Source organism: Roseomonas sp. CCTCC AB2023176, from assembly GCF_042259275.1.
GTDB lineage: Bacteria > Pseudomonadota > Alphaproteobacteria > Acetobacterales > Acetobacteraceae > Roseomonas.
Genome location: NZ_CP170086.1, coordinates 1,360,420 through 1,379,432 on the forward strand (window position 1 = coordinate 1,360,420; position 19,013 = coordinate 1,379,432).

The 19,013-nt window shown below is 72.6% G+C and carries 17 protein-coding genes; 11 read left to right on the plus strand and 6 right to left on the minus strand.

Going from position 1 to position 19,013, the window contains the following annotated elements; genetic code table 11:
* Positions 1–3 precede the first annotated feature (3 nt).
* Both ACE7GA_RS06810 and ACE7GA_RS06815 read right to left on the minus strand, forming a co-directional pair.
* The gene (locus ACE7GA_RS06810) at positions 4–2,391 is read right to left on the minus strand and encodes a YbcC family protein (RefSeq protein WP_376097479.1); all 2,388 of its coding nucleotides are present in this window, start codon (positions 2,389–2,391) and stop codon (positions 4–6) included.
* A gap of 1 nt (position 2,392) precedes the next feature.
* Positions 2,393–3,898, minus strand: coding sequence for an NADH-quinone oxidoreductase subunit L (locus ACE7GA_RS06815; RefSeq protein WP_376097482.1), 1,506 nt, complete (start codon positions 3,896–3,898; stop codon positions 2,393–2,395).
* Between the two features lie 125 nt (positions 3,899–4,023).
* On the opposite strand from ACE7GA_RS06815, the gene ACE7GA_RS06820 reads away from it, so the two are divergent.
* Positions 4,024–4,908 (plus strand): LysR family transcriptional regulator, encoded by an 885-nt coding sequence (locus ACE7GA_RS06820; RefSeq protein WP_376097485.1) that lies wholly within the window; start codon positions 4,024–4,026, stop codon positions 4,906–4,908.
* Between the two features lie 21 nt (positions 4,909–4,929).
* On the opposite strand, the gene ACE7GA_RS06825 is transcribed toward ACE7GA_RS06820, so the two are convergent.
* Positions 4,930–5,814, minus strand: coding sequence for a LysR family transcriptional regulator (locus ACE7GA_RS06825; RefSeq protein WP_376097488.1), 885 nt, complete (start codon positions 5,812–5,814; stop codon positions 4,930–4,932).
* Between the two features lie 115 nt (positions 5,815–5,929).
* Here ACE7GA_RS06825 and ACE7GA_RS06830 point away from each other — a divergent pair, with 115 nt between their 5' ends.
* The 7 genes from ACE7GA_RS06830 to ACE7GA_RS06860 all read left to right on the plus strand — a co-directional run bounded on the left by ACE7GA_RS06830 (position 5,930) and on the right by ACE7GA_RS06860 (position 12,518).
* Positions 5,930–6,916, plus strand: a complete 987-nt coding sequence (locus ACE7GA_RS06830; RefSeq protein ID WP_376097491.1) for an aldo/keto reductase — start codon at positions 5,930–5,932, stop codon at positions 6,914–6,916.
* 102 nt (positions 6,917–7,018) lie between these two features.
* Positions 7,019–7,876, plus strand: a complete 858-nt coding sequence (locus ACE7GA_RS06835) for a cytochrome c oxidase subunit 3 (protein WP_376097494.1) — start codon at positions 7,019–7,021, stop codon at positions 7,874–7,876.
* Positions 7,876–8,625 (plus strand): SURF1 family protein, encoded by a 750-nt coding sequence (locus ACE7GA_RS06840; RefSeq protein WP_376097497.1) that lies wholly within the window; start codon positions 7,876–7,878, stop codon positions 8,623–8,625. Before ACE7GA_RS06835 ends, ACE7GA_RS06840 begins: the two co-directional genes overlap by 1 nt.
* Positions 8,622–10,103 (plus strand): carboxypeptidase M32, encoded by a 1,482-nt coding sequence (locus ACE7GA_RS06845; RefSeq protein WP_376097500.1) that lies wholly within the window; start codon positions 8,622–8,624, stop codon positions 10,101–10,103. The genes ACE7GA_RS06840 and ACE7GA_RS06845 overlap by 4 nt, the downstream gene beginning before the upstream one ends.
* Positions 10,100–10,549: a GNAT family N-acetyltransferase gene (locus ACE7GA_RS06850; RefSeq protein ID WP_376097503.1), complete on the plus strand. Its 450-nt coding sequence runs from the start codon at positions 10,100–10,102 to the stop codon at positions 10,547–10,549. Before ACE7GA_RS06845 ends, ACE7GA_RS06850 begins: the two co-directional genes overlap by 4 nt.
* A gap of 329 nt (positions 10,550–10,878) precedes the next feature.
* On the plus strand, positions 10,879–11,391 hold the full coding sequence (gene secB / locus ACE7GA_RS06855) for a protein-export chaperone SecB (protein WP_376097506.1): 513 nt from the start codon (positions 10,879–10,881) through the stop codon (positions 11,389–11,391).
* 185 nt (positions 11,392–11,576) lie between these two features.
* Positions 11,577–12,518: a ketopantoate reductase family protein gene (locus ACE7GA_RS06860; protein ID WP_376097509.1), complete on the plus strand. Its 942-nt coding sequence runs from the start codon at positions 11,577–11,579 to the stop codon at positions 12,516–12,518.
* Between the two features lie 77 nt (positions 12,519–12,595).
* Here the strand turns inward: ACE7GA_RS06860 and ACE7GA_RS06865 are convergent, their stop codons facing one another.
* The 3 genes from ACE7GA_RS06865 to ACE7GA_RS06875 form a co-directional block, all read right to left on the minus strand.
* Complete coding sequence (locus ACE7GA_RS06865; protein WP_376097512.1) at positions 12,596–13,135, minus strand: DUF3576 domain-containing protein; 540 nt, start codon at positions 13,133–13,135, stop codon at positions 12,596–12,598.
* Between the two features lie 121 nt (positions 13,136–13,256).
* On the minus strand, positions 13,257–14,552 hold the full coding sequence (locus ACE7GA_RS06870) for a porin (RefSeq protein ID WP_376097515.1): 1,296 nt from the start codon (positions 14,550–14,552) through the stop codon (positions 13,257–13,259).
* Between the two features lie 128 nt (positions 14,553–14,680).
* Positions 14,681–15,205, minus strand: a complete 525-nt coding sequence (locus ACE7GA_RS06875) for a thiamine phosphate synthase (protein ID WP_376097518.1) — start codon at positions 15,203–15,205, stop codon at positions 14,681–14,683.
* 164 nt (positions 15,206–15,369) lie between these two features.
* Between ACE7GA_RS06875 and ACE7GA_RS06880 the strand changes: the two genes are divergently transcribed.
* From ACE7GA_RS06880 to murJ, 3 genes are all read left to right on the plus strand, one after another.
* Positions 15,370–16,071 (plus strand): YggS family pyridoxal phosphate-dependent enzyme, encoded by a 702-nt coding sequence (locus ACE7GA_RS06880; RefSeq protein WP_376097521.1) that lies wholly within the window; start codon positions 15,370–15,372, stop codon positions 16,069–16,071.
* A 69-nt stretch (positions 16,072–16,140) separates the two neighbouring features.
* On the plus strand, positions 16,141–17,148 hold the full coding sequence (trpS, locus tag ACE7GA_RS06885) for a tryptophan--tRNA ligase (RefSeq protein WP_376097524.1): 1,008 nt from the start codon (positions 16,141–16,143) through the stop codon (positions 17,146–17,148).
* Between the two features lie 280 nt (positions 17,149–17,428).
* Positions 17,429–18,964, plus strand: a complete 1,536-nt coding sequence (gene murJ, locus ACE7GA_RS06890) for a murein biosynthesis integral membrane protein MurJ (protein WP_376097527.1) — start codon at positions 17,429–17,431, stop codon at positions 18,962–18,964.
* Positions 18,965–19,013 lie beyond the last annotated feature (49 nt).

Consider the following 19,013-nt stretch of genomic DNA (forward strand, 5'->3'; position numbering starts at 1 on the left):
GGACTACCCCTCTGCCGCCCACTCGCCCGCCGCGCGCCGCCTCGCGAAGGACCCGTCATCCCGGATCGAGAGCAGGTGCAGCCAGCCGTTCTCGACCAGTTGCCGGACGCCGGCATGCTTCGCGAGGATCCGGTCCATCTCCGCCTCCGGCGCCTCGATGAAGACGGAAAGCCGCAGGGGTTCGTGCACAAAGCGCTTGCCGTCGTGCACGGACTGCATCGGCAGCCCGGCACGCAAATCACCGCCCTGGCCTTCCAGCACGCCGGTCAACCCGACGACATTATGCAGCGTCTTGTTGCCGCTGCCCCAGGCGTCGTTGTCCACGGTCGAGCCGTAGTACTGCAGGTTGATCCAGTTCGCGACGACCATCGGCGCGGTCATGATCAGCTCCAGCACCCCGAAGCCGCGATCCGCCCGCCAGTCGTAGGAGTGCAGGAAGGACCGCCCGCCGAGGTCCATCCCGGCCGTCCGCCAGCGTGGCGCCGCGACGAAGGCCGCGTTGTTCGCCAACGCCCATTCCGGCCGCACCTCCGACCAGTCTGCCGTCCGCCGCCGCGTGTCGGTCGTGACCGGATCGGCGATGGACAGGCCGAGCGACGGAGCCCGTTCATGCCGCGCACGCCGGCCGGCGGCCGCCAGCTTCTCCTGCAGCGTCGCGAGCGCATCGGCCTGCGACGGCGGCACGCGATCCGCGTCGAACAGCCGCACCTCGTCGGTGACGGTGTCGTGCAGCCCCGCGAGGAACCAGGTGTCCGCCGGGATCGCGATGCCCCGGTCCACCAGCGCCTCCCGCACCAGCGGGTCGTTCAGCACGCCCGCCGCGACGCGTGCATTGCTCTCGCCGGTGTGGCCGCCGCAGGCGCCGCAATCCAGGCCGGCGGCATGCGGGTTGTTCACCGTCGTCGCGCCGTGGCCCACCAGCAGGACCAGGCCCCCGAAGTCCCGCGTGAGCGACATGGCGCGCAGCACGGTCTCCGCCGCCTCGATCCGCGCGAGCGTCGGCAGACCCGCGTTGCGGCCGCGCCAGGGCCGCGGCGCGACCTCGGGCGCCAGACGCGCCAGCACGTCGCCCTCCGGTTCCGGCCGCCGCAGCACGCCGCGCGCGAGGCCCACGACCGAGGCCAACCCCGCCGTTTCGACATAGGCGAAGCAGGAGACGGCGGAGGTCCGGAACGCCGTCCAGAGGTCGGCGATCCGCCGCCGTACCCGCAGGGTGGACAGGGCCGCCGCTTCCTCCGCCGGCGAGGCGCCCGCGACGCCCTCGCAGATCGTCACCGCCGGGCTCAGCAGAACCGGGCACTGCGCGACACCCGTCGCCTCCCCGAAGCGCACGTAGTCCAGGGAGAAGCCGAAGAAGCCAGCAAAACCGAGCGTCTCGACCTCCGGCGCCACGGCTTCCAGCGCGCGCCGGTAGACCTCAGACCGAACGTCGATGCAGAACACGGCCTGCGCCAGCGGCCGCGCCCGCGGCGCATCCTCCGCCGCGAAGCGCCCGATGACCCGCCGCCGGAAGGCTACCTCGCTCGCCTCGAGCAGCGCGAGGTCCGGCGTCAGGTCCGGCGAGGCCGCCGGCGCCGCCGCCAGCCGCGCCGCCCAGGCTTCCCGGAACCGCGCGTCCTCATGCAGCACGAACAGCGCGGCGTCCCAGGCCAGCCGCACGGCCAGGATGTTCAGCACCCCGTCATCCGTGCCGCCCGCGAGTTCGCTCGCCCAGCCCCGCTGCCGCAGCATCCCCGCCCATCCCGCGACGGACAGCAGCGCGCGGTGCAGATAGTCGTCCGCCTCCGCCTGCGGCAGCCCGATGATCCGCAGGGACGCGGCGATGCTCTCCACCGGCTCCTCCGGCAGCGACGCGACGGCCGCCCGGAACCCACGCAGGCCCGCGACCTCCGGCGCGAGGTCGTGCCGGATGGCCGCGCGCCAGGCGGCGTAGAAGGGAAGGTGACGCCAGGGCATCGGCCATGCCGCCTGCCCCTCGTCGGCCCAATCCGCGGCCCACTTGGAAATCTCGTCCGTCGCGAAGCGCGCCCAGGCCGTGCCGAGCGTCGCGTCCAGCACGTCGGCGACGGTCAGCGCGGCGGGCGCCGCCTCCGGCGCCGGCCGCGGCGCGTCGAGCACCGAAGGGTCGGCGCCCGCGGCCGCGAAGTCGCGTGGCGCCACCCGCCCATCCGCCACGGCTTCCGCGAAATGCGCGCGGGACGGGAGGAGGTCCTTCCCCGCCACCCACCGCAGCGTCGCCGCGGCCTGGGCGAAATCCTGTTCCGCCAGCCCGAGGAAGGGGTTTACCGCCACGAAGTCGCGCAGCGGCCAGAGCGGCGCCACCCGGGCGCAGGCCCGGCGCACCCGGTCCTCCAGCGTCACGACGGGGAGGGAGAGCGAGATGTCGGGCATGTCACCGGACCCCTTCCGGCCGCCGCAGCAGCCGGTTCGCGAGCGTGTTGACGTAGAAGCCATTGAGCAGGTGGACGTAGAGCGCGCCGAGGAGCGGCCCCGGTGGCATCGCGCGCCGCGCCACGTTCAGCACCAGCAGCGTCGCGAAGGCGAGCACCGTGACGACGCAGATCACCGGCGTCAGCGCGGACCGTGCCACCGTATGGTCCGGCACCGCGCCGCCGAGCAGCCACGCCGCCCCGGCCTGCAGCGCGAAGTACCCAAGCGCGACCGCCCCCACGATCGCCATGGCCTGCGCAGAGAAGGCCCCGGCGCGCGAGGCAACGCCAGTGGACAGCGTGGGAACCAGCGCCATCGCGAGGACCGAGCCCAGCACCGCCGGCCCTGGCGCCTGCGTCGCCGGCAGCCCCAGCACCATCCCGGCCAGCAGCACCAGCAGCACCGCGGCCGACAACGACGGCAGCAGCACGCGCAGGGGCAGCGGCGGCAGCCGGTCGGGACGCCGCCCCGCCGCGACGCCGCCCGCCGTCAGGAAGGCGTGCGCCTTGTAGAGGGAGTGCGCGACGATGTGCAGCAGCGCCGCGGCGAAGGCGCCCAACCCGACCTGCATCACCATGAAGCCCATCTGCGCGACGGTGGACCAGGCCAGGTTCACCTTCACGCTGGCCTGGGTCAGCATGACCGCCGCGCCGAAGACCGCCGTCACCGCGCCGACCAGCAGCAGGAAGTCCAGCGCCCCGGCCGAGAGCGCGACCACGTCGCCCATCCGCACCAGCAGGAAGCCGCCCGCATTGATGATGCCCGCATGCAGCAGCGCGGAGACCGGCGTCGGCGTCTCCATTACCTCGGGCAGCCAGCCATGGGCCGGGAACTGCGCGGATTTCAGCATCGCCGCGAAGGCCAGCAGCACGGCGATGGCGTGGACGCCGAATCCCGGCTCCGCCGTCGCCCGCGCCGCGGCGAGCACGTCGGGGATCGAGAGGCTGCCGAAGGTCCGCCACGCAAGCAGCACCGCGAGGACGAGGCATCCATCCGCGATCCGCGCGGCGACGAACTTCTTCCGCGCCGCCAGCACCGCCGCGGGCCGGTCCGGGTAGAAGACGAGCAGTTGGTGCAGCCCGAGGCTCGTCGCGATCCAGGCCGCGGCCAGCAAGATCAGGTTCCCCGCGATCACCAGGACGAGCACTGCGGCCAGCGTCAGCGCCAGCCACTTCATGAACCGCCCCTGCCCCGGATCGCCGTCGAGGTAGCGGCGGGAATAATCCACCACGACCCCGCCCACGCCCGCGACCAGCAGCAGCATCGTCCCCGACACCGCGTCGAGGTGCACGACCGCGCCCGGCACTGCCCCGCCGAAGACCAGCCCCAGCGCGACCACCACCGCCAGACCCGCCGCGCCCGCCGCGGCCCCCAACGTCACGCGGCGCATCATCTCCGGCGCGCGATCGGCCGCCGCCGCGGGCACCAGCCCGGGGATGAGCAGCAGCAGGGGCCCGAGGGCCGCCAACCAGGGTAGCAGGGTGCGCAAGGGCCGGACTCCGTCACGGGATCGGGAGGGGCAGTACCGGCAGCCAAACCATCCGTGAAATACAAAGATTGAATGGGATCGTTCGCTTTGACAGAAAGAAGGCGATGCCCGCCCTGAACTATCACCACCTCCGCCACTTCTGGACGATCGCCCGCGAGGGCGGCCTGACGCGCGCCGCGGAGGCGCTGCACATCGCCCAATCCGCCCTCTCCACCCAGTTGCGTGCCCTGGAGGCGGAACTCGGCCAGCCGCTCTTCGAGCGCCGCGGCAAGCGCATGGAACTGACCGAAGCCGGCCGCATCGCATTCGACCACGCCGAGACCATCTTCCGCACCGGGGGAGAACTGCTGGACACTCTCCGCGGCCAGCGCCCGGAGCAGCGTCGCCCCCTCCGCATCGGCGCCGTCGCCACCCTCTCCCGCAACTTCCAGTTGGAACTCCTGCGACCCCTCGCGGCGCGCTCGGACGTCGAGCTGATCCTCCGCAGCGGAACCCTGCGCGAACTCCTCGTGCAACTCGACGGCCTGTCGCTCGACGCGGTCCTGTCCAACACCCCCGTCGCGCACGACGCGGCGTCGGACCGCGTCGTCGCGCTTCTCGCGGAGCAGAAGGTCAGCCTCGTCGGCCGCCCCGGCTATGGCCGCCTCCGCTTCCCCGACGACCTCCGCACGACCCCCGTACTGCTGCCGGGCCGGGAGAGCAGCATCCGCCAGGGCTTTGACCTGCTGATGGACCAGGCGGGAATCCGCCCGATCCTCGCGGCGGAGGTGGACGACATGGCAATGCTCCGCCTCCTCGCGCGGGAGGGGAACGGCGTCACCCTCGTCCCCCCGATCGTCGTGCAGGACGAACTGCGCCAGGGCGTGCTGGAGGAACGAGCGGAGGTCGAAGCGCTGCGCGAGGGCTTCTACGCGATCACCCAGCGTCGCCGCTTTCCCAACCCGCTCCTCGCCGAACTCCTGGCGCGACCGGCCGTCAGCGCCGGATGAAGCGCGCGGCGACACCACGCCTCACCGCCGCCGCAGCGTCTCCACCACCGCCCGCAGCGGCGCCGACATGCCGCGGGCCGAGGGGTAGTACAGGAACAACCCGGGGAAGGGCGGGCACCACGGTTCCAGCACCCGCACCAGCCGCCCGGATTCCAGGTGCGGCGCCATGTAGGCCTCCACCGTGAAGGCGATGCCGCCGCCCTGCAGCGCCGCGTTCACCATCAACTCGGGGTGCGAGGTCGTCAGCGGCCCCTCGACCGAGACCTCCAGCGCGGCCCCGTCCCGCTCGAACTCCCAGCGGTACACGGCGCTGGAGGCGGCATAGCGGTAACGCAGGCACGCATGGCCCGCGAGGTCGCGCGGATGCTCCGGCACCCCGCGCCGCGCCAGGTAGTCCGGCGATGCCGCGGCCGCCATCCGCATGGGCCCGCTGACCGGCACCGCAATCATGTCGGCTTCCAGCCGCTCGCCGAGACGGATCCCCGCGTCGAACCCGCGCGCCACGATGTCCGTCGTCCCGTCCTCGACCGCGACGTCGAGGTGCAGCCCCGGATGCACCTCGGCCAGACGCGCGATCGCCGGCGCGACCACCAGGGCCGCGCCGATCTGCGGCACGTTCAGGCGAACCGTCCCGCGCACCGCCCCGTCCCCGCCGGCCTCGGCCAACGCCGCCCCGATCGCCTCCAGCGCGGGACCGGCGCGCGCGAGCAGCCGTGCCCCCGCCTCCGTCAGCGCCACGCTGCGCGTCGTGCGGTTCACCAGCCGGCCCCCGACCCGCTCCTCCAGCCCGCGGATCGCGTGGCTGATCGCCGAGGGCGTCACCTCCAGCGCAGCCGCGGCGCGCGGCGGAAGAACGGTGCCGCGCCACGGCCGCCAGGGCCGCGAGGGGGCGGTGGTCCGCGTCATCCATCGCCGCAGGATAAGTGAACGGCATTCATCGGGCCAAGCAGCAGCCCACGCCTTCTCCGAACGATTGGCGCACCGCATGTCCCGGCCCGACCACCCCCACGGAGGCCCCGCCATGCTCCCCACCGTTCCCCTTGGCCGCTCCGGCCTGACGGTCTCCGCCATCGGCCTCGGCTGCATGGGCATGAGCGAGTTCTACGGCCCGACCGACGGGGACGCGAACCGCGCCGCCTTCGACCGGGCGCTGGAACTCGGCATGACCTTCCTCGACACCGCCGACATGTACGGCGACGGCGCGAACGAGGAACTGGTCGGCCGCTTCTCCCGCGGCCGCCGGGACAAGGTGGTCATCGCCACGAAGTTCGGCTTCATCCGCGACCCGAACGATCCAATGGCGCGCCCGCTGAACACCACCGCCGCCCATTGCCGCGCGGCCTGCGATGCCTCCCTCCGGCGCCTTGGGGTCGAGGTGATCGACCTCTACTACGCCCACCGTCTGGACCCGGCGACGCCGATGGAGGAGACGGTCCTCGCCATGGCGGACCTCGTCCGCGCCGGGAAGGTCCGCGCCCTCGGCCTGTCCGAGGTCTCCGCCGCCACCCTCCGCCGCGCCGATGCCATCCACCCCATCGCCGCGGTGCAGAGCGAGTACTCCCTCTTCTCCCGCGACCAGGCGCCCGTCGTCGAAGCATGCCGGGACGTCGGGACGACCTTCGTCGCCTACTCGCCCCTCTCGCGCGGCCTGCTGTCGGGCGCCGTGCGCTCGGACGCCGACCTCGCCCCGGACGACTTCCGCCGCCACCTGCCCCGCTTCGCATCGGACTCGCTGGCGCGCAACGCCGCCCTCGCGGCGCGGGTCGCGGAGATCGCCCGGGACCTCGGCGCCACGCCGGCGCAGGTCGCGCTGGCCTGGCTCGTCCGGCAGGGCGTCGTCCCCATCCCCGGCACCCGCAGCGCCGCGCGGGTCGCGGAGAACGCCGCCGCCGCTTCCCTTACCCTCCCCGAGGCCGCCCTCGCCCGCCTCGAAGCCGCAGCGGACCCGGACGCGGTCGCCGGCACCCGCTATCCCGCCGCCGTGATGGAACGGCTGATGAACCGATGACCGGTGCGCACCCTTGATCGCCCCACGCGTTTAGAGGATTGATGCGCCGCAACGCGCCGTGCGGGCCCCACCCGCGCGGCCCCTACTGTTCCAGGACGCGCGATGGCCAACCCGGTCACCACCACCGCCGACGCGGTCGAGCCCGCCCCGCCGCACAAGCACCCCTACCACCTGGTGGACCCGTCCCCCTGGCCGCTGGTCGCCGCCTTCTCGGCCGGCGCGATGCTCTTCGGCATCGTCATGTGGGCGCATTACGGCATCCAGTGGATCTTCGGCGTCGGGCTTCTCGGCGTGCTCGCGACGATGTTCTTCTGGTGGCGCGACGTCATCCGGGAATCGAAGCAGCCCGGCGTTCACACGCCGATCGTGCGGATCGGCCTGCGCTACGGCATGTCGCTGTTCATCGCGTCGGAGGTGATGTTCTTCGTCGCCTTCTTCTGGGCCTACTTCCACTTCGCGCTGTACCCGGAGCACGTGGCGGGTGCCACGACCCGGATCTGGCCGCCGCACGGCATCCTGACGTTCGACCCCTTCGGCCTGCCTTTCCTGAACACGATGATCCTGCTGCTCTCGGGCTGCACGGTCACCTGGGCGCATCACGCGCTCCTCGAGGGCGACCGGAAGGGCCTGATCCAGGGTCTGTCCCTGACCGTCCTCCTCGGCCTCTCCTTCACCGGCTTCCAGGCCTTCGAGTACGCCGAAGCGCCGTTCAAGTTCTCGGGCGGCGGGATCTACCCCTCGACCTTCTTCCTCGCGACCGGCTTCCACGGCTTCCACGTGATCGTCGGCACGATCTTCCTCGCGGTCTGCCTGTTCCGCGCGATGCGCGGTGACTTCACCCCGCGCCGCCACTTCGGCTTCGAGGCAGCCGCTTGGTACTGGCATTTCGTGGACGTGGTGTGGCTGTTCCTGTTCGTCTGCATCTACGTCTTCGGCGCGGGCGAGATCGCGCACCACTGATGGCCGTCCTGCCCGGCGCGGCCCCCGGCGGGCCGCGCCGCGCTCCCCCGACAGGGAAGGGACGGCGGATCTGGCCCGCGGTCCTCGCGGCCATCCCCGTCTTCGTCATCCTGCTCGGCCTCGGTACCTGGCAGGTCCAGCGCCTGCACTGGAAGACCGCGCTGCTTGCCGATATCGCGGCGGCCGAGGCCGGCCCGCCCCGCGCCCTGACGGAAAGCCCCTCCGATTTCTCCAAGGTCGAGGTCACCGGCCGCTTCCTGCATGACCGCGAAGCGCTGCTGGGCCTGGAGGTGCGCGGCGCCACCCTCGGCGGCCGCCTGGTCACGCCCCTGATGGCCGCGGGCCGCCGGCCCATCCTCGTGGACCGCGGCTGGGTCCCGGTGGAGCGCCCCGCCGCTTCCGTCACGCATCCGGAGGGCGAGGTCCGGGTCATCGGCTTCGTCTCCCCGCCGGAGCCGCGCGACTCCTTCGCCGCCCGCGACGATACCGCTGGCCGCCGATTCTACACCGCCGACCCCCGCGCCATCGGCGCCGGGATCGGCCTGCCCGAGGTCGAGCCCTATCTCCTCGTCGCGCTCCGCCAGCCCGACGCGCCGACCGGCGCCCTGCCCGACCCCGCCCGCAACCTGCCACGGCCGCGCAACAGCCACCTGGGCTACGCGATCACTTGGTACGGCCTCGCCGCCGCGCTGGTCGGGGTGCTCGGCTTCTGGATCGCCGCGCAGCGGCGCGGCAAGGACCCCGCATGAACCCCGCCTACACCCGCCTGAAGGCCCGCTTCGCCCGCATCGCGACGCTCGGCGAAGCCGCTGCCATGCTCCATTGGGACGCCGCGGCGGTGATGCCACCCGGGGGCGGCGCCGCGCGCGGCGAACAGCTCGCCGTCCTCGCGGGCCTGTCCCATTCCCTCCTCGTGGACGCCACCGTCGCGACCGACCTGGCCGACGCGACGGTCGTAGGCGCCTGGGACGAGCGCAACCTCGCCCTCATGCACCGTGCCCATGCCCGCGCGACCGCCCTCCCCGGCGCCCTCGTGGAAGCCACCGCCCGCGCCAACTCGGCCTGCGAGAAGACCTGGCGCGCCGCGCGCCAAGCCGCCGACTTCGCCGCCGTGCGCCCGGCGCTGGAGGAGGTCGTGCGTCTCCAGCGTGAAACCGCCGCCGCGCTCTCCGCCGCACTCGGCCTCTCGCCCTACGACGCGCTGATGGACGGCTTCCAGCCCGGCATCGCCGCCGCCGACGTGGAGCCGATCTTCGCCGCCTACGAATCCTGGCTGACCGACGCCCTTCCGCGCGCCGAGGCCATCCAGGCTGCGAAGCCCGCCCCCGTCCCGCCGCGGGGCCCCTTCCCCGCCGCTGTCCAGAAGGACCTCTGCCGGACCCTCTCCGCCCGCGCCGGGCTGGACGCCGACCACTCCCGCCTGGACGAGAGCACCCACCCCTTCTGCGGCGGCACGCCGACCGACGTCCGCATCACCACCCGCTACGACGAATCCAACTTCGCCCAGGCCCTCCTCGGCGTGCTGCACGAGACGGGGCACGCCCTCTACGAACGCGGCCTGCCCGAAGCCTATGCCCGCCAGCCCGTCGGCGAGGCTGCGGGCATGGGCGCGCACGAATCCCAGTCCCTCATCGTCGAGATGCAGGCGTGCCGGTCCGACGCTTTTCTGTCCGCCCTCGGCCCCTTGCTGCACGGCGCCTTCGGCGGCGACCCCGCGCCCTATGCGCCGGACAACCTCGCCCGCCTCTGGCGCCGCGTCGGGCGCGGCTTCATCCGGGTGGACGCGGACGAGATGACCTACCCGGCCCACGTCATCCTGCGCTTCCGGCTGGAACGTGCGCTGATCGCCGGCGACCTCTCGGTCGCCGATCTGCCGGGCGCCTGGAACGACGGGCTGCGCGCCCTCCTCGGAATCACCCCGCCCGATGACGCGCGGGGCTGCCTTCAGGACATCCACTGGTACGACGGTGCCTTCGGCTACTTCCCGTCCTACACCCTCGGCGCCATGGGCGCCGCGCAACTCATGTCCGCCGCCCGACGCGCCGTGAACGGCCTGGACGATGCCCTCGCGCAAGGCGACCTCTCGCCCCTCGTCTCATGGCTCCGAATCGCGGTTCACGGGCGCGGCTCCCTCCTCGGCTTCCAGGACCTGCTGACCGCCGCGACGGGGGAGCCGCTGAACCCCACGCACTTCACCGCGCACCTGACGTCGCGATACCTGACGTGACCCTCGTCCGCCCCGCGGTCGCGGCCGACCTCGACGCGATGCTCGCCCTCTACCGCCACCTGAACGACGAGGACCCGCCGCCCGATCCCGCGGCGGCCACGCAGGCCTGGGACGCCCTCATCGGTTCCGACCTCGCGACCGTCCTCGTCGCCGAAGACGCGGGGCGCATCGCGGCGTCCTGCACCCTCGTGATCGTCCCGAACGTCATGCGCCTCGCCCGGCCCTACGCGCTGATCGAGAACGTCGTCACCCATGCCGACCACCGCCGCCGCGGCCTCGGCCGCGCCGTCGTGGAGGAGGCGATCCGCCGCGCCGACGCCGCGGGCTGCTACAAGGTCATGCTCGCGACGGGCGCGCGGAGCCCGGGCGTGATCGAGTTCTACGAATCTGTCGGCATGATCCGCACCGGCAAAACCTTCTTCGAGGTCCGGCGCCCGCTGCGCTGAGACAGGGCGCGGGGGCGGCCGGCGCTGGGCTCGGAGACTTGCTGGTGTCGCGCTCGTGGCCCCGAAGGAAGGCGCTGCCTTCCTCCGGACCTCCATCCGCCAGGGGACTTGTCCCCTGGACCCCATCAGCAAGGGCATCTCCAACAGGGTCAGATCCAGGAGGCGAGCCTCCTGGTGGGTGGGAGGTTTGGAGGGAGGCGCCCTCCCTCCAAGGCAACCAGCGCAATACGGGCGAGACCCCGTGCCCCGGCCCGCCCTGACAGCCGCCCCGCCCCGTGCTACGGGCCCGCGCCCTCCCGAACCCACGCCAGACCACGAAGGCCCGCCGCATGTCCGACCTGCCCCCGCCCGCCAACATGCCGCCCGGCGGCGCCCCGAACGGCGCCGGCGGGGACGTCCCGCCCCTCGTCGTCAACGCGCAATACGTGAAGGACCTCTCCTTCGAGGTCCCCGGCGCGCCGGAGATCTATACGCAGCTTCGGGAACAGCCGCGGATCGACATCGCGCTCGACGTCCAGGCTCGCCCACTCCAGCAGGACGGCAACCTATTCGAGGTCGTGCTGCAGATCCGCTGCGACGCGAAGTTGGGCGACACCACCGCCTTCATCGCCGAACTGGCCTATGGCGGCATCTTCACCGTCAACGTCGCGAACGAACTCGTCGAGCCGATCCTGCTCGTGGAGTGCCCGCGCCTGCTCTTCCCCTTCGCCCGCAACATCCTCTCCGACGTGACGCGGGACGGCGGCTTCATGCCCGTGCTGCTGACCCCGATCGACTTCGTGGCCCTCTGGCAGAGCCGCCGCAGCGAGCAGGGCGCGCCCCAGGGGACGATGCTGGCCTGACGGGGGCCCAGGGCGGGGCCTGCGATCCCGCCCGGCGGAAGGGCGTCCCTCCGGCCCGGACCGGCACCGCCGCACCGGGCGCCGTGCCTCGGCGGGCGAGGTGCCGCGGGGCGGGTGCGCGCGACCGTCCCGCGGCCTACCCTTCCCCTTGCCCCCGCCTTGACGGAGGGCGGGAGGGATCGGCGATGCGGATCGTGGCGCTGGGGTCGGGCGGGGTCGGCGGCTTCTATGGTGGGCTGATCGCCGCCGCCGGCACGGCGAGTGTCGCCTTCGTGGCCCGCGGCGCGCACCTCCGGGCCATGCGGGACCACGGCCTGACGATCGAGCGCGATGGCGGCCGCCCCACCCTGCACGTTCCGAATCCCGTGGTGGCGGAAGATCCCGCCGAGCTCGGCCCGGCCGATATCGTCCTGCTCGGCGTGAAGCTCGGTGACACGGAGGCAGCGACCCGCGCGGCGCGGCCGCTGGTGGAGGGCGGCGCCGCCATCGTCTCCCTCCAGAACGGAGTGACGAAGGACGACGCGCTGCGCGAGGCCTTCGGGCCGGCACCCGTGCTGGGCGGCGTCGCCTACGTCGCGAGCCACGTCGCCCGGCCCGGCGTCATCGCCCAGACCGGGCCGATGGCGCGTCTGCTCGTCGGCGAGCATGACGGCAGGCGGTCCGGGCGCGCGGGGGCCCTGGCCGAGGCCGCCCGTGCCGCCGGGGTGGACGCCGCCGTCCCGCCGGACATCGGTGTCGCGATGTGGCAGAAGTTCGTCTTCCTCGTCGGGCTCTCCGGGGCCACGGCGACGATGCGGTTGCCCATCGGCCCGATCCGGGACGACCCGCGCGCGAGGGCCTTCCTGCGCGGCCTGATGGAGGAGGCAGGCGCCGTCGGGCGCGCAGGGGGAATTGCCCTGCCGGCGGGAGAGGTGGACGCCGCGATGGCCCGGGCCGACGCGGTCTCGCCCGCGATGACGTCGTCGCTCCATCACGACCTGGAGGCGGGGCGGCCCCTGGAAATGCCATGGCTTTCCGGGACCGTGGCGGGCCTGGGCGAGCGCCAGGGCATCCCGACGCCCTGCAACGCGGCGGTCCGCGCCATCCTGTCACCGCGCGTGGGCGGGTGGCCGGACGGGGCGAGGTAGGTCCGCTTGGACCGCGTTCGAAGGAACGGGTTGGTGCTGAGCGGGTGGCCCCTTTCGGCCCGAGAGGGAGCCCGAGGTCAGAGCGAGGCGGAGGCGCTCCGCAACTCCCGCGCGCGGGCCAGGACCTTGTCCTCGAGGTCCGTGGCGGTGGCCTGGGCGATCGGTGCGTCCACCCAGACGCCGCCGCGCAGTTCCTGCCGGAAGACGGAGACGCGGACGCCGTCCGACCGCAGCTGCCGGCCGAGGATGTAGGCCGTGGCGCGGAACCGCTCACCCGGGGCGGCCGGCGGTGCGTACCAGTCGGTGATGATCACGCCACCGAAGGGATCGGCCGAGGAGAGCGGCATGAAGGACAGGGTGTCGAGCGTGGCACGCCAGAGATAGGCGTTGACGCCGAGCGCCCCCCCGGAGTCGCCGGGGTTCCCATCGTTGCGGCCCCGCCCGCTCCGGTCGGTTCCGAGGATCAGGAGGCCGTCCTGGTTGCCAGAGAGCCGGCCCTGGACGCGATTGCGGCCGCTGTCGTCCCGGTACTCCGAATTCTCGACGATTCGGCCCTGCCCGCAGGCGACGAGCGCGATCGGGAGCAGGAGGGCAGAGGCGGCGAGGAGTTTGCGCATGGGGGCGGAGGTAAATCCCGCAGACCGCTCCATGCAAGGGGGCGCAAAAAAGAAGGGTGGCAGGTTTCCCTGCCACCCCTCGTCGGTCGAGGTCGGAGCCGGTCGCCCGGTCCCGATCGGATCAGAAGGCGAAGCGGAAGCCCGCCAGCACCACGTCGGCGCGGATGCGGTTGTTCAGCGCACCGGTCCCACCGCTGATGAAGTCGAAGCCGCTCTCCTTGCGGAGGACGTAGGTGTACTCGGCGATCGCCTCGATGCCCGGGGCGATACGGTAGGTCGCGCCGACGTTCAGGCCCTGCTCGCGGCGGGCGCCCGTGGTGATCGTCTGGTTGCCGGCGGAGCGGGCGTTCACGTACTGCGCGCCGACGGTGATCGCGTCGATCGTGTAGGACGCGCCGACCGCGATGGAGAGCAGGTTGCGGTCATCCTGACGCGCGCCGATCCGGTCCGGCAGGCGCGGCGTGAAGAAGTTCTCGCGCGCCGCGCCGTAGGTCACGTGACCACCGACGGTCAGGCCGAACGCGGTCGCCTGAACACCGCCGAGCAGGATGTTGATCCGCTCCGGCGAGACGCCCGTCGAGTTCTTGATCGGGTCCGCGCCGAAGTAGCCGACGTGGGCACCGAGGCCGACACCGCCGAAGCTGCCGCGCCAGCGGAGCATCGCCGTGATCTCGTTGCGGCGGCGGAAGTTGGCGCCGGTCGTGGCGGAGAGACGGTCGCAGGCCGTGCTGGCGGCGACGCAGCCCTCACGGTCGGCTTCACCAGTGTTGAACGCGAAGGACACGCCCGCGTCGAAGCCGAAGAACTGCGGCGACATGTAGATGAGCTTGGTGTTGTCGCCGGCGTCCGAGGTCATGTTGAAGTTCGGACGGGCCGCGCCGACGAGGACGTCGTAGAAGTCACCGTCCACGCCGCCGGAGGCGAAGTTCGTGATGTGACCCTGCGCCATCAGGCCGTACACGTTGTCTTCGTCACCGAAGCGGAGCTGGCCGAACGGGCCGGCGATGAAGCCCCACGCCTCGTCGATGTCGATCGTGTTCTTGGACGCGGCGGAGCCGGTCGAACCCGCGACGGTCAGCGTCTGGTTGATCGAGTCGTTCTGCAGCTCGATCGCGGCGCCGTAGCGAAGGCCGTTGGCAGCCTTGCCGTTGGCGACGATGTGGATCTCGGTCTCCTGCAGGAAGTCCGAGTTGCCGATCCGGGTCGTGCCGGCCGCGTCACGCTCCGTCTGCGAGCTCTGGCTCGCGTAGCCGTAGTAGCCACGGAAATAACCGCCGACGCGCACCTCGAGCAGACGGTGCGACACCATCGGCGGGCCGGCGGGCTGGAACGGGTCCGCACCCTGGGCCAAGGCGCCACCGGGCGCGAACAGGGCAGCGGCGGCGACGGCCGTGCTACCCATAAGAAGCTTGCGCATCCCTTCAAATCCTCCTGACGGACCGGGACGTTCCCGGCGCTTGTCGCGACCCGCCCGCCCCCTCGGCGGGGTCACCGCCATGGCCGCCGCGGGTGAAGCGGTGCCGGTGGCGATCGAGCCCGGGCGGACTATGCGTTTGGCCGCGTCGCGTCGTCCATCGCCCGCGCGGCCCGGGCGCGACATCCGCGAGACACTGTGGCGCGGTCGACACATGCCAAGCCGTCGATGGCCGCCCAGCCCGCCGCAATAGGCGGCAGGCGCCTAGCACGGAGCGGGTCCATCCCCCCGAGCGCAATCGCCGGCAGGCCCGCCCTGCGGGCGAGGGCGGCCCAGCGCAGGGGCCCGAGCCCGCGGGCACCGGGGTGGCTCGCCGTCGGGAAGACCGGCGACAGGAGGATGGCGTCGGCGCCGCAGGACCACGCCCGGGACATCCCACGCCGACCATGCGCCGCGGCGGAGAGCAGAGTTCCAGGGCGGCGCGCCAGGAGGAAGGGAAGGAGGTGGCGCACCGGCCGCCGGTCCGGCAGGTGGAGGCCCGCGCCGAGGCGAAGCGCCGTGCGGCCGTCGCCCGAGATCAGCAGCCGAAGCCGTCTCCGCCGGCACAGAGCCGCGAGCCGCCGCAGGAGGCCGGGAGCCAGGTCCCGCGCGACCACCGCGCTGCCGCGCGGCAGGCGCGATGCCGCGGACCGGGGATCCGGCAGGCGCCCCGGGTCGGATAGCAGCCAGAGGCGGGGGGCACCGGCCGCCCCGCGTTGCGCCGCGCCACCGGACCCCGCGGGCTTGAGGGGCCGGACGCCCCCTGCATGGTCCCCGCAGCATGCCCGACACCCCCGACGCGCCCTCTGCCGATGGCTTGGCCGGCAACCTCGCCCGCATCAAGGACCGGATCGCCCGGGCCTGCCAGCGCGCGGGCCGTGACCCCTCCTCGGTCACTCTCGTCGCGGTGTCCAAGACCCACCCGGCCGAAGCCGTCCTCGCCGTCGCCGCGGCGGGCCAGACGACCTTCGGGGAGAACCGCGTGCAGGAAGCAGCGGCCAAGTTCGCCGCCGCCCGTACGGTGCGGCCCGAGATCCGACTGCACCTCATCGGCGGCCTCCAGACCAACAAGGCCCGCGACGCCGTCCGGATCGCCGAAGTGATCGAGAGCCTGGACCGGCCGAAGCTCGCCGCGGCCCTCGCGGATGCGATCGGTAGGGAGGGCCGGTCGCCCGCCCTCCTCGTCCAGGTCAACGTAGGGGACGAGCCGCAGAAGGCGGGCGTCCCGCGCGCGGAGGCCGCCGACTTCCTCCGCGCCTGCCGGGAGGAGCACGGCCTCGCGGTCTCCGGCCTCATGTGCATCCCGCCGGCCGAGGGCGACCCGCGGCCGCATTTCGCCTGGCTCGCAGGCCTCGCCGCGCGTCACGGCCTGCCGACCCTGTCCATGGGCATGAGCGGCGACTTCGAAGCGGCGATCGAGGAAGGTGCCACGCATGTCCGCGTCGGCACCGCCCTCTTCGGGACGCGCCCATCCCCGGCTTGACCTGACCGCGACCCGGCGGGACACCCCGCGCCGCGGACCCTCCATCAGTCCGCCGGATCAAGGGACCCCATGGCCAAGCAGCGCGTGTTCTCCGGCATCCAGCCTTCCGGCGTGCCGACCCTCGGCAACTATCTCGGCGCGATCCGCAACTGGGTGCCGATGCAGGACCAGTACGACACGATCTACTGCGTCGTGGACCTGCACGCGATCACGGTCTGGCAGGACCCGAAGGAACTCACCGCGCAGTCCCGCGAGATGGCGGCCGCCCTGCTCGCCTGCGGCCTGGACCCCGAGCGCTGCATCCTCTTCCTGCAATCGCACGTGCACGCGCACGCGCGGCTGGCCTGGATCTTCAACTGCGTCGCCCGCCTCGGCTGGCTCAACCGCATGACGCAGTTCAAGGACAAGGCCGGGAAGAACCAGGAGGCCTCGTCCGCCGGCCTCTACGTCTATCCGAACCTCATGGCCGCCGACATCCTGGCCTACCACGCCTCCCGCGTGCCCGTGGGTGACGACCAGCGGCAACACCTCGAACTCGCGAACGACATCGCCCAGAAGTTCAACCACGACTACGCCACGGACTTCTTCCCGACCATCGAGCCGCATATCATGGGCGTGGCGGCCCGCGTGATGTCGCTGCGCGACGGCACGAAGAAGATGTCGAAGTCCGATCCCTCGGACCAGTCACGCATCAACCTGACCGACGACGCCGATACCATCTCCCTCAAGATCCGCCGCGCGAAGACGGACCCGGAACCGCTGCCGAGCGAAGCCGCGGGGCTGGAGGGGCGACCGGAGGCGCGCAACCTCGTCGGCATCCTCGCGGCCATCACCGACACCACGCCCGACGCCATCCTCCGCGACCACGGCGGCCAGGGCTTCGGCACGTTCAAATCCGCCCTCGCCGACGCCCTCGTCGCCCACCTCTCGCCCATCGCATCGGACATGCGCCGCCTCCTCGCCGATCCCGGCGCGGTGGACGCCCTCCTCCGCCGCGGCGCCGACCGCGCGCGCGCGATCGCCGACCCCATCGTGGACCGCGCCCACGAAATCGTCGGCTTCCTGCCGCCTCGGTGAGGGTCGCACCAGTGGCCCCGGGAGAAGGGCTTTGTCCTCCTCCCGGACCCGCCACCCACCAGGAGGCTCGCCTCCTGGACCTCGATCTATTTGTGGGATGCCCTCGATCGGACAGTGGTCTCCACGCGGCGCAAGCGCGCGTTGAGACCACCGTCCGATCGAGGACGTTCAATAAAGTGGGGTCCAGGGGACTAGTCCCCTGGCGGACGAGGGTCTGGGAGAAGGCAGAGCCTTCTCCCAGGGCTATCCGGCGCAACCTCGCCGAAGACGACAGAAGCCGATGATTCGCGGTGTGCTCACGGTCGGGGTCTGGACGCTCGCGTCGCGGGTGTTGGGGTTCCTGCGCGACATGCTGATCGCGGCATATCTCGGGGCGGGGCCGGTCGCCGATGCGTTCTTCGTCGCGCTGAAGTTGCCGAACCTGTTCCGGCGGTTGTTCGGGGAGGGGGCGTTCAACGCGGCCTTCGTGCCGGCCTTCGCGGCGACGCTGACGGTGCAGGGCCAGGCGGCCGCGCGGGCGCTGGCGGAGCGGATGGCAACGCTCATGACCCTGTGGCTGTCGGTGCTGACGGTGCTGGCGATCCTGTTCATGCCGCAGGTCATGCGGGTGCTGGCGCCGGGCTTCGTGGACGAGGCGCTGCGGTTCTCGCTGGCCATCGAGATGACGCGGATCACCTTTCCCTACCTGCTGTTCATCTGCCTGACGGCGCTGGTGTCCGGCGTGCTGAACGGGCTGGACCGCTTCGCGGCGGCGGCGGGGGCGCCGGTGCTGTTCAACCTGCTGTCCATGGGCGCGCTCTTCGCGCTGTCGCCCTTCGTCAGCACGCCAGGGCATGCGCTCGCCTGGGGAGTGACGGCCTCGGGCGTCGCGCAGTTCGCACTGGTGTGGTTCGCGGCGGCGCGGGCCGGGATGCCGCTGCGGATCGTGGCGCGGCCGTCGCTGGCGCCGGAGGTGCGGCAGGTCCTGCGGAAGATGGTGCCCGGCCTGATCGGCGCGGGAGTGACACAGTTGAACTTGGCGGTGGACGTGATCATCGCGTCGCTGCTGCCGGCGGGGGCGGTGTCCTACCTCTATTACGCCGACCGGATCGGGCAATTGCCGCTTGGCGTCATCGGCGCGGCGATCGGGACCGCGATGCTGCCGCTGCTTGTGAAGCAGTTGCGCGGCGGGCTGCCACTCTCGGCGCACCGGACGATGAACCGGGCGGTGGAGTTGTCACTGGCGCTGTCCCTGCCGGCGGCAGCGGCGCAGGCCGCCCTGGCCTGGCCGATCATCGCCGCGCTGTTCGAACGCGGCGCCTTCGGTCCCGAGGCAACGGTCGCCAGTTCCGCGGCCCTCGTCGCCTACGCGATCGGCCTGCCGGCCTTCGTGCTGGTGAAGAGCTTCGTGCCCGGCTTTTTCGCGCGCGGCGACACGGCGACGCCCGTGAAGATCGGGCTGCTGGCCGTTGCGATGAACCTCGCCCTGAACCTGTCGCTGACCCCGTTCCTGCAGCACGTCGGCATCGCGCTCTCCACGTCGCTCTCGGCCTGGGCGAATGCGGGGCTGCTGGCGTGGCTGCTGTGGCGGCGGGGGCTGTGGTTGCCGGATCGCCGGATCCGGCAGCGGGTGCCGCGCCTCGTGCTGGCGGCGGCGATCATGACGGCGGCGCTGCTCGCCCTGCGCCTGGCGATCGGCGCGCCGGCGGACCACGCGGTGCGGCTGGCGACGCTCGCCCTCTATGTCGGCGTGGGCCTCACCACCTATTTCGGCGCGGCACACCTGCTCGGCGGCCTGCGTCTCGGCGAGTTGCGGGCCCTACGCCGGCGACGCTGAACCGACGGATCACCGGCCGTCGCGGGGCGGTGTCGCGGCGCACGCGCAC

Excerpts from the sequence above, each read along its gene's own strand:
- ACE7GA_RS06860 (WP_376097509.1), top strand. The coding sequence starts at position 11,577 with ATGCGGATCGTGGCGCTGGGGTCGGGCGGGGTCGGCGGCTTCTATGGT.
- ACE7GA_RS06845 (WP_376097500.1), top strand. The coding sequence starts at position 8,622 with ATGAACCCCGCCTACACCCGCCTGAAGGCCCGCTTCGCCCGCATCGCG.
- trpS (WP_376097524.1), top strand. The coding sequence starts at position 16,141 with ATGGCCAAGCAGCGCGTGTTCTCCGGCATCCAGCCTTCCGGCGTGCCG.
- murJ (WP_376097527.1), top strand. The coding sequence starts at position 17,429 with ATGATTCGCGGTGTGCTCACGGTCGGGGTCTGGACGCTCGCGTCGCGG.
- ACE7GA_RS06865 (WP_376097512.1), bottom strand. The coding sequence starts at position 13,135 with ATGCGCAAACTCCTCGCCGCCTCTGCCCTCCTGCTCCCGATCGCGCTC.
- ACE7GA_RS06810 (WP_376097479.1), bottom strand. The coding sequence starts at position 2,391 with ATGCCCGACATCTCGCTCTCCCTCCCCGTCGTGACGCTGGAGGACCGG.
- ACE7GA_RS06835 (WP_376097494.1), top strand. The coding sequence starts at position 7,019 with ATGGCCAACCCGGTCACCACCACCGCCGACGCGGTCGAGCCCGCCCCG.
- ACE7GA_RS06830 (WP_376097491.1), top strand. The coding sequence starts at position 5,930 with ATGCTCCCCACCGTTCCCCTTGGCCGCTCCGGCCTGACGGTCTCCGCC.
- secB (WP_376097506.1), top strand. The coding sequence starts at position 10,879 with ATGTCCGACCTGCCCCCGCCCGCCAACATGCCGCCCGGCGGCGCCCCG.
- ACE7GA_RS06820 (WP_376097485.1), top strand. The coding sequence starts at position 4,024 with ATGCCCGCCCTGAACTATCACCACCTCCGCCACTTCTGGACGATCGCC.
- ACE7GA_RS06825 (WP_376097488.1), bottom strand. The coding sequence starts at position 5,814 with ATGACGCGGACCACCGCCCCCTCGCGGCCCTGGCGGCCGTGGCGCGGC.
- ACE7GA_RS06880 (WP_376097521.1), top strand. The coding sequence starts at position 15,370 with ATGCCCGACACCCCCGACGCGCCCTCTGCCGATGGCTTGGCCGGCAAC.
- ACE7GA_RS06870 (WP_376097515.1), bottom strand. The coding sequence starts at position 14,552 with ATGCGCAAGCTTCTTATGGGTAGCACGGCCGTCGCCGCCGCTGCCCTG.
- ACE7GA_RS06840 (WP_376097497.1), top strand. The coding sequence starts at position 7,876 with ATGGCCGTCCTGCCCGGCGCGGCCCCCGGCGGGCCGCGCCGCGCTCCC.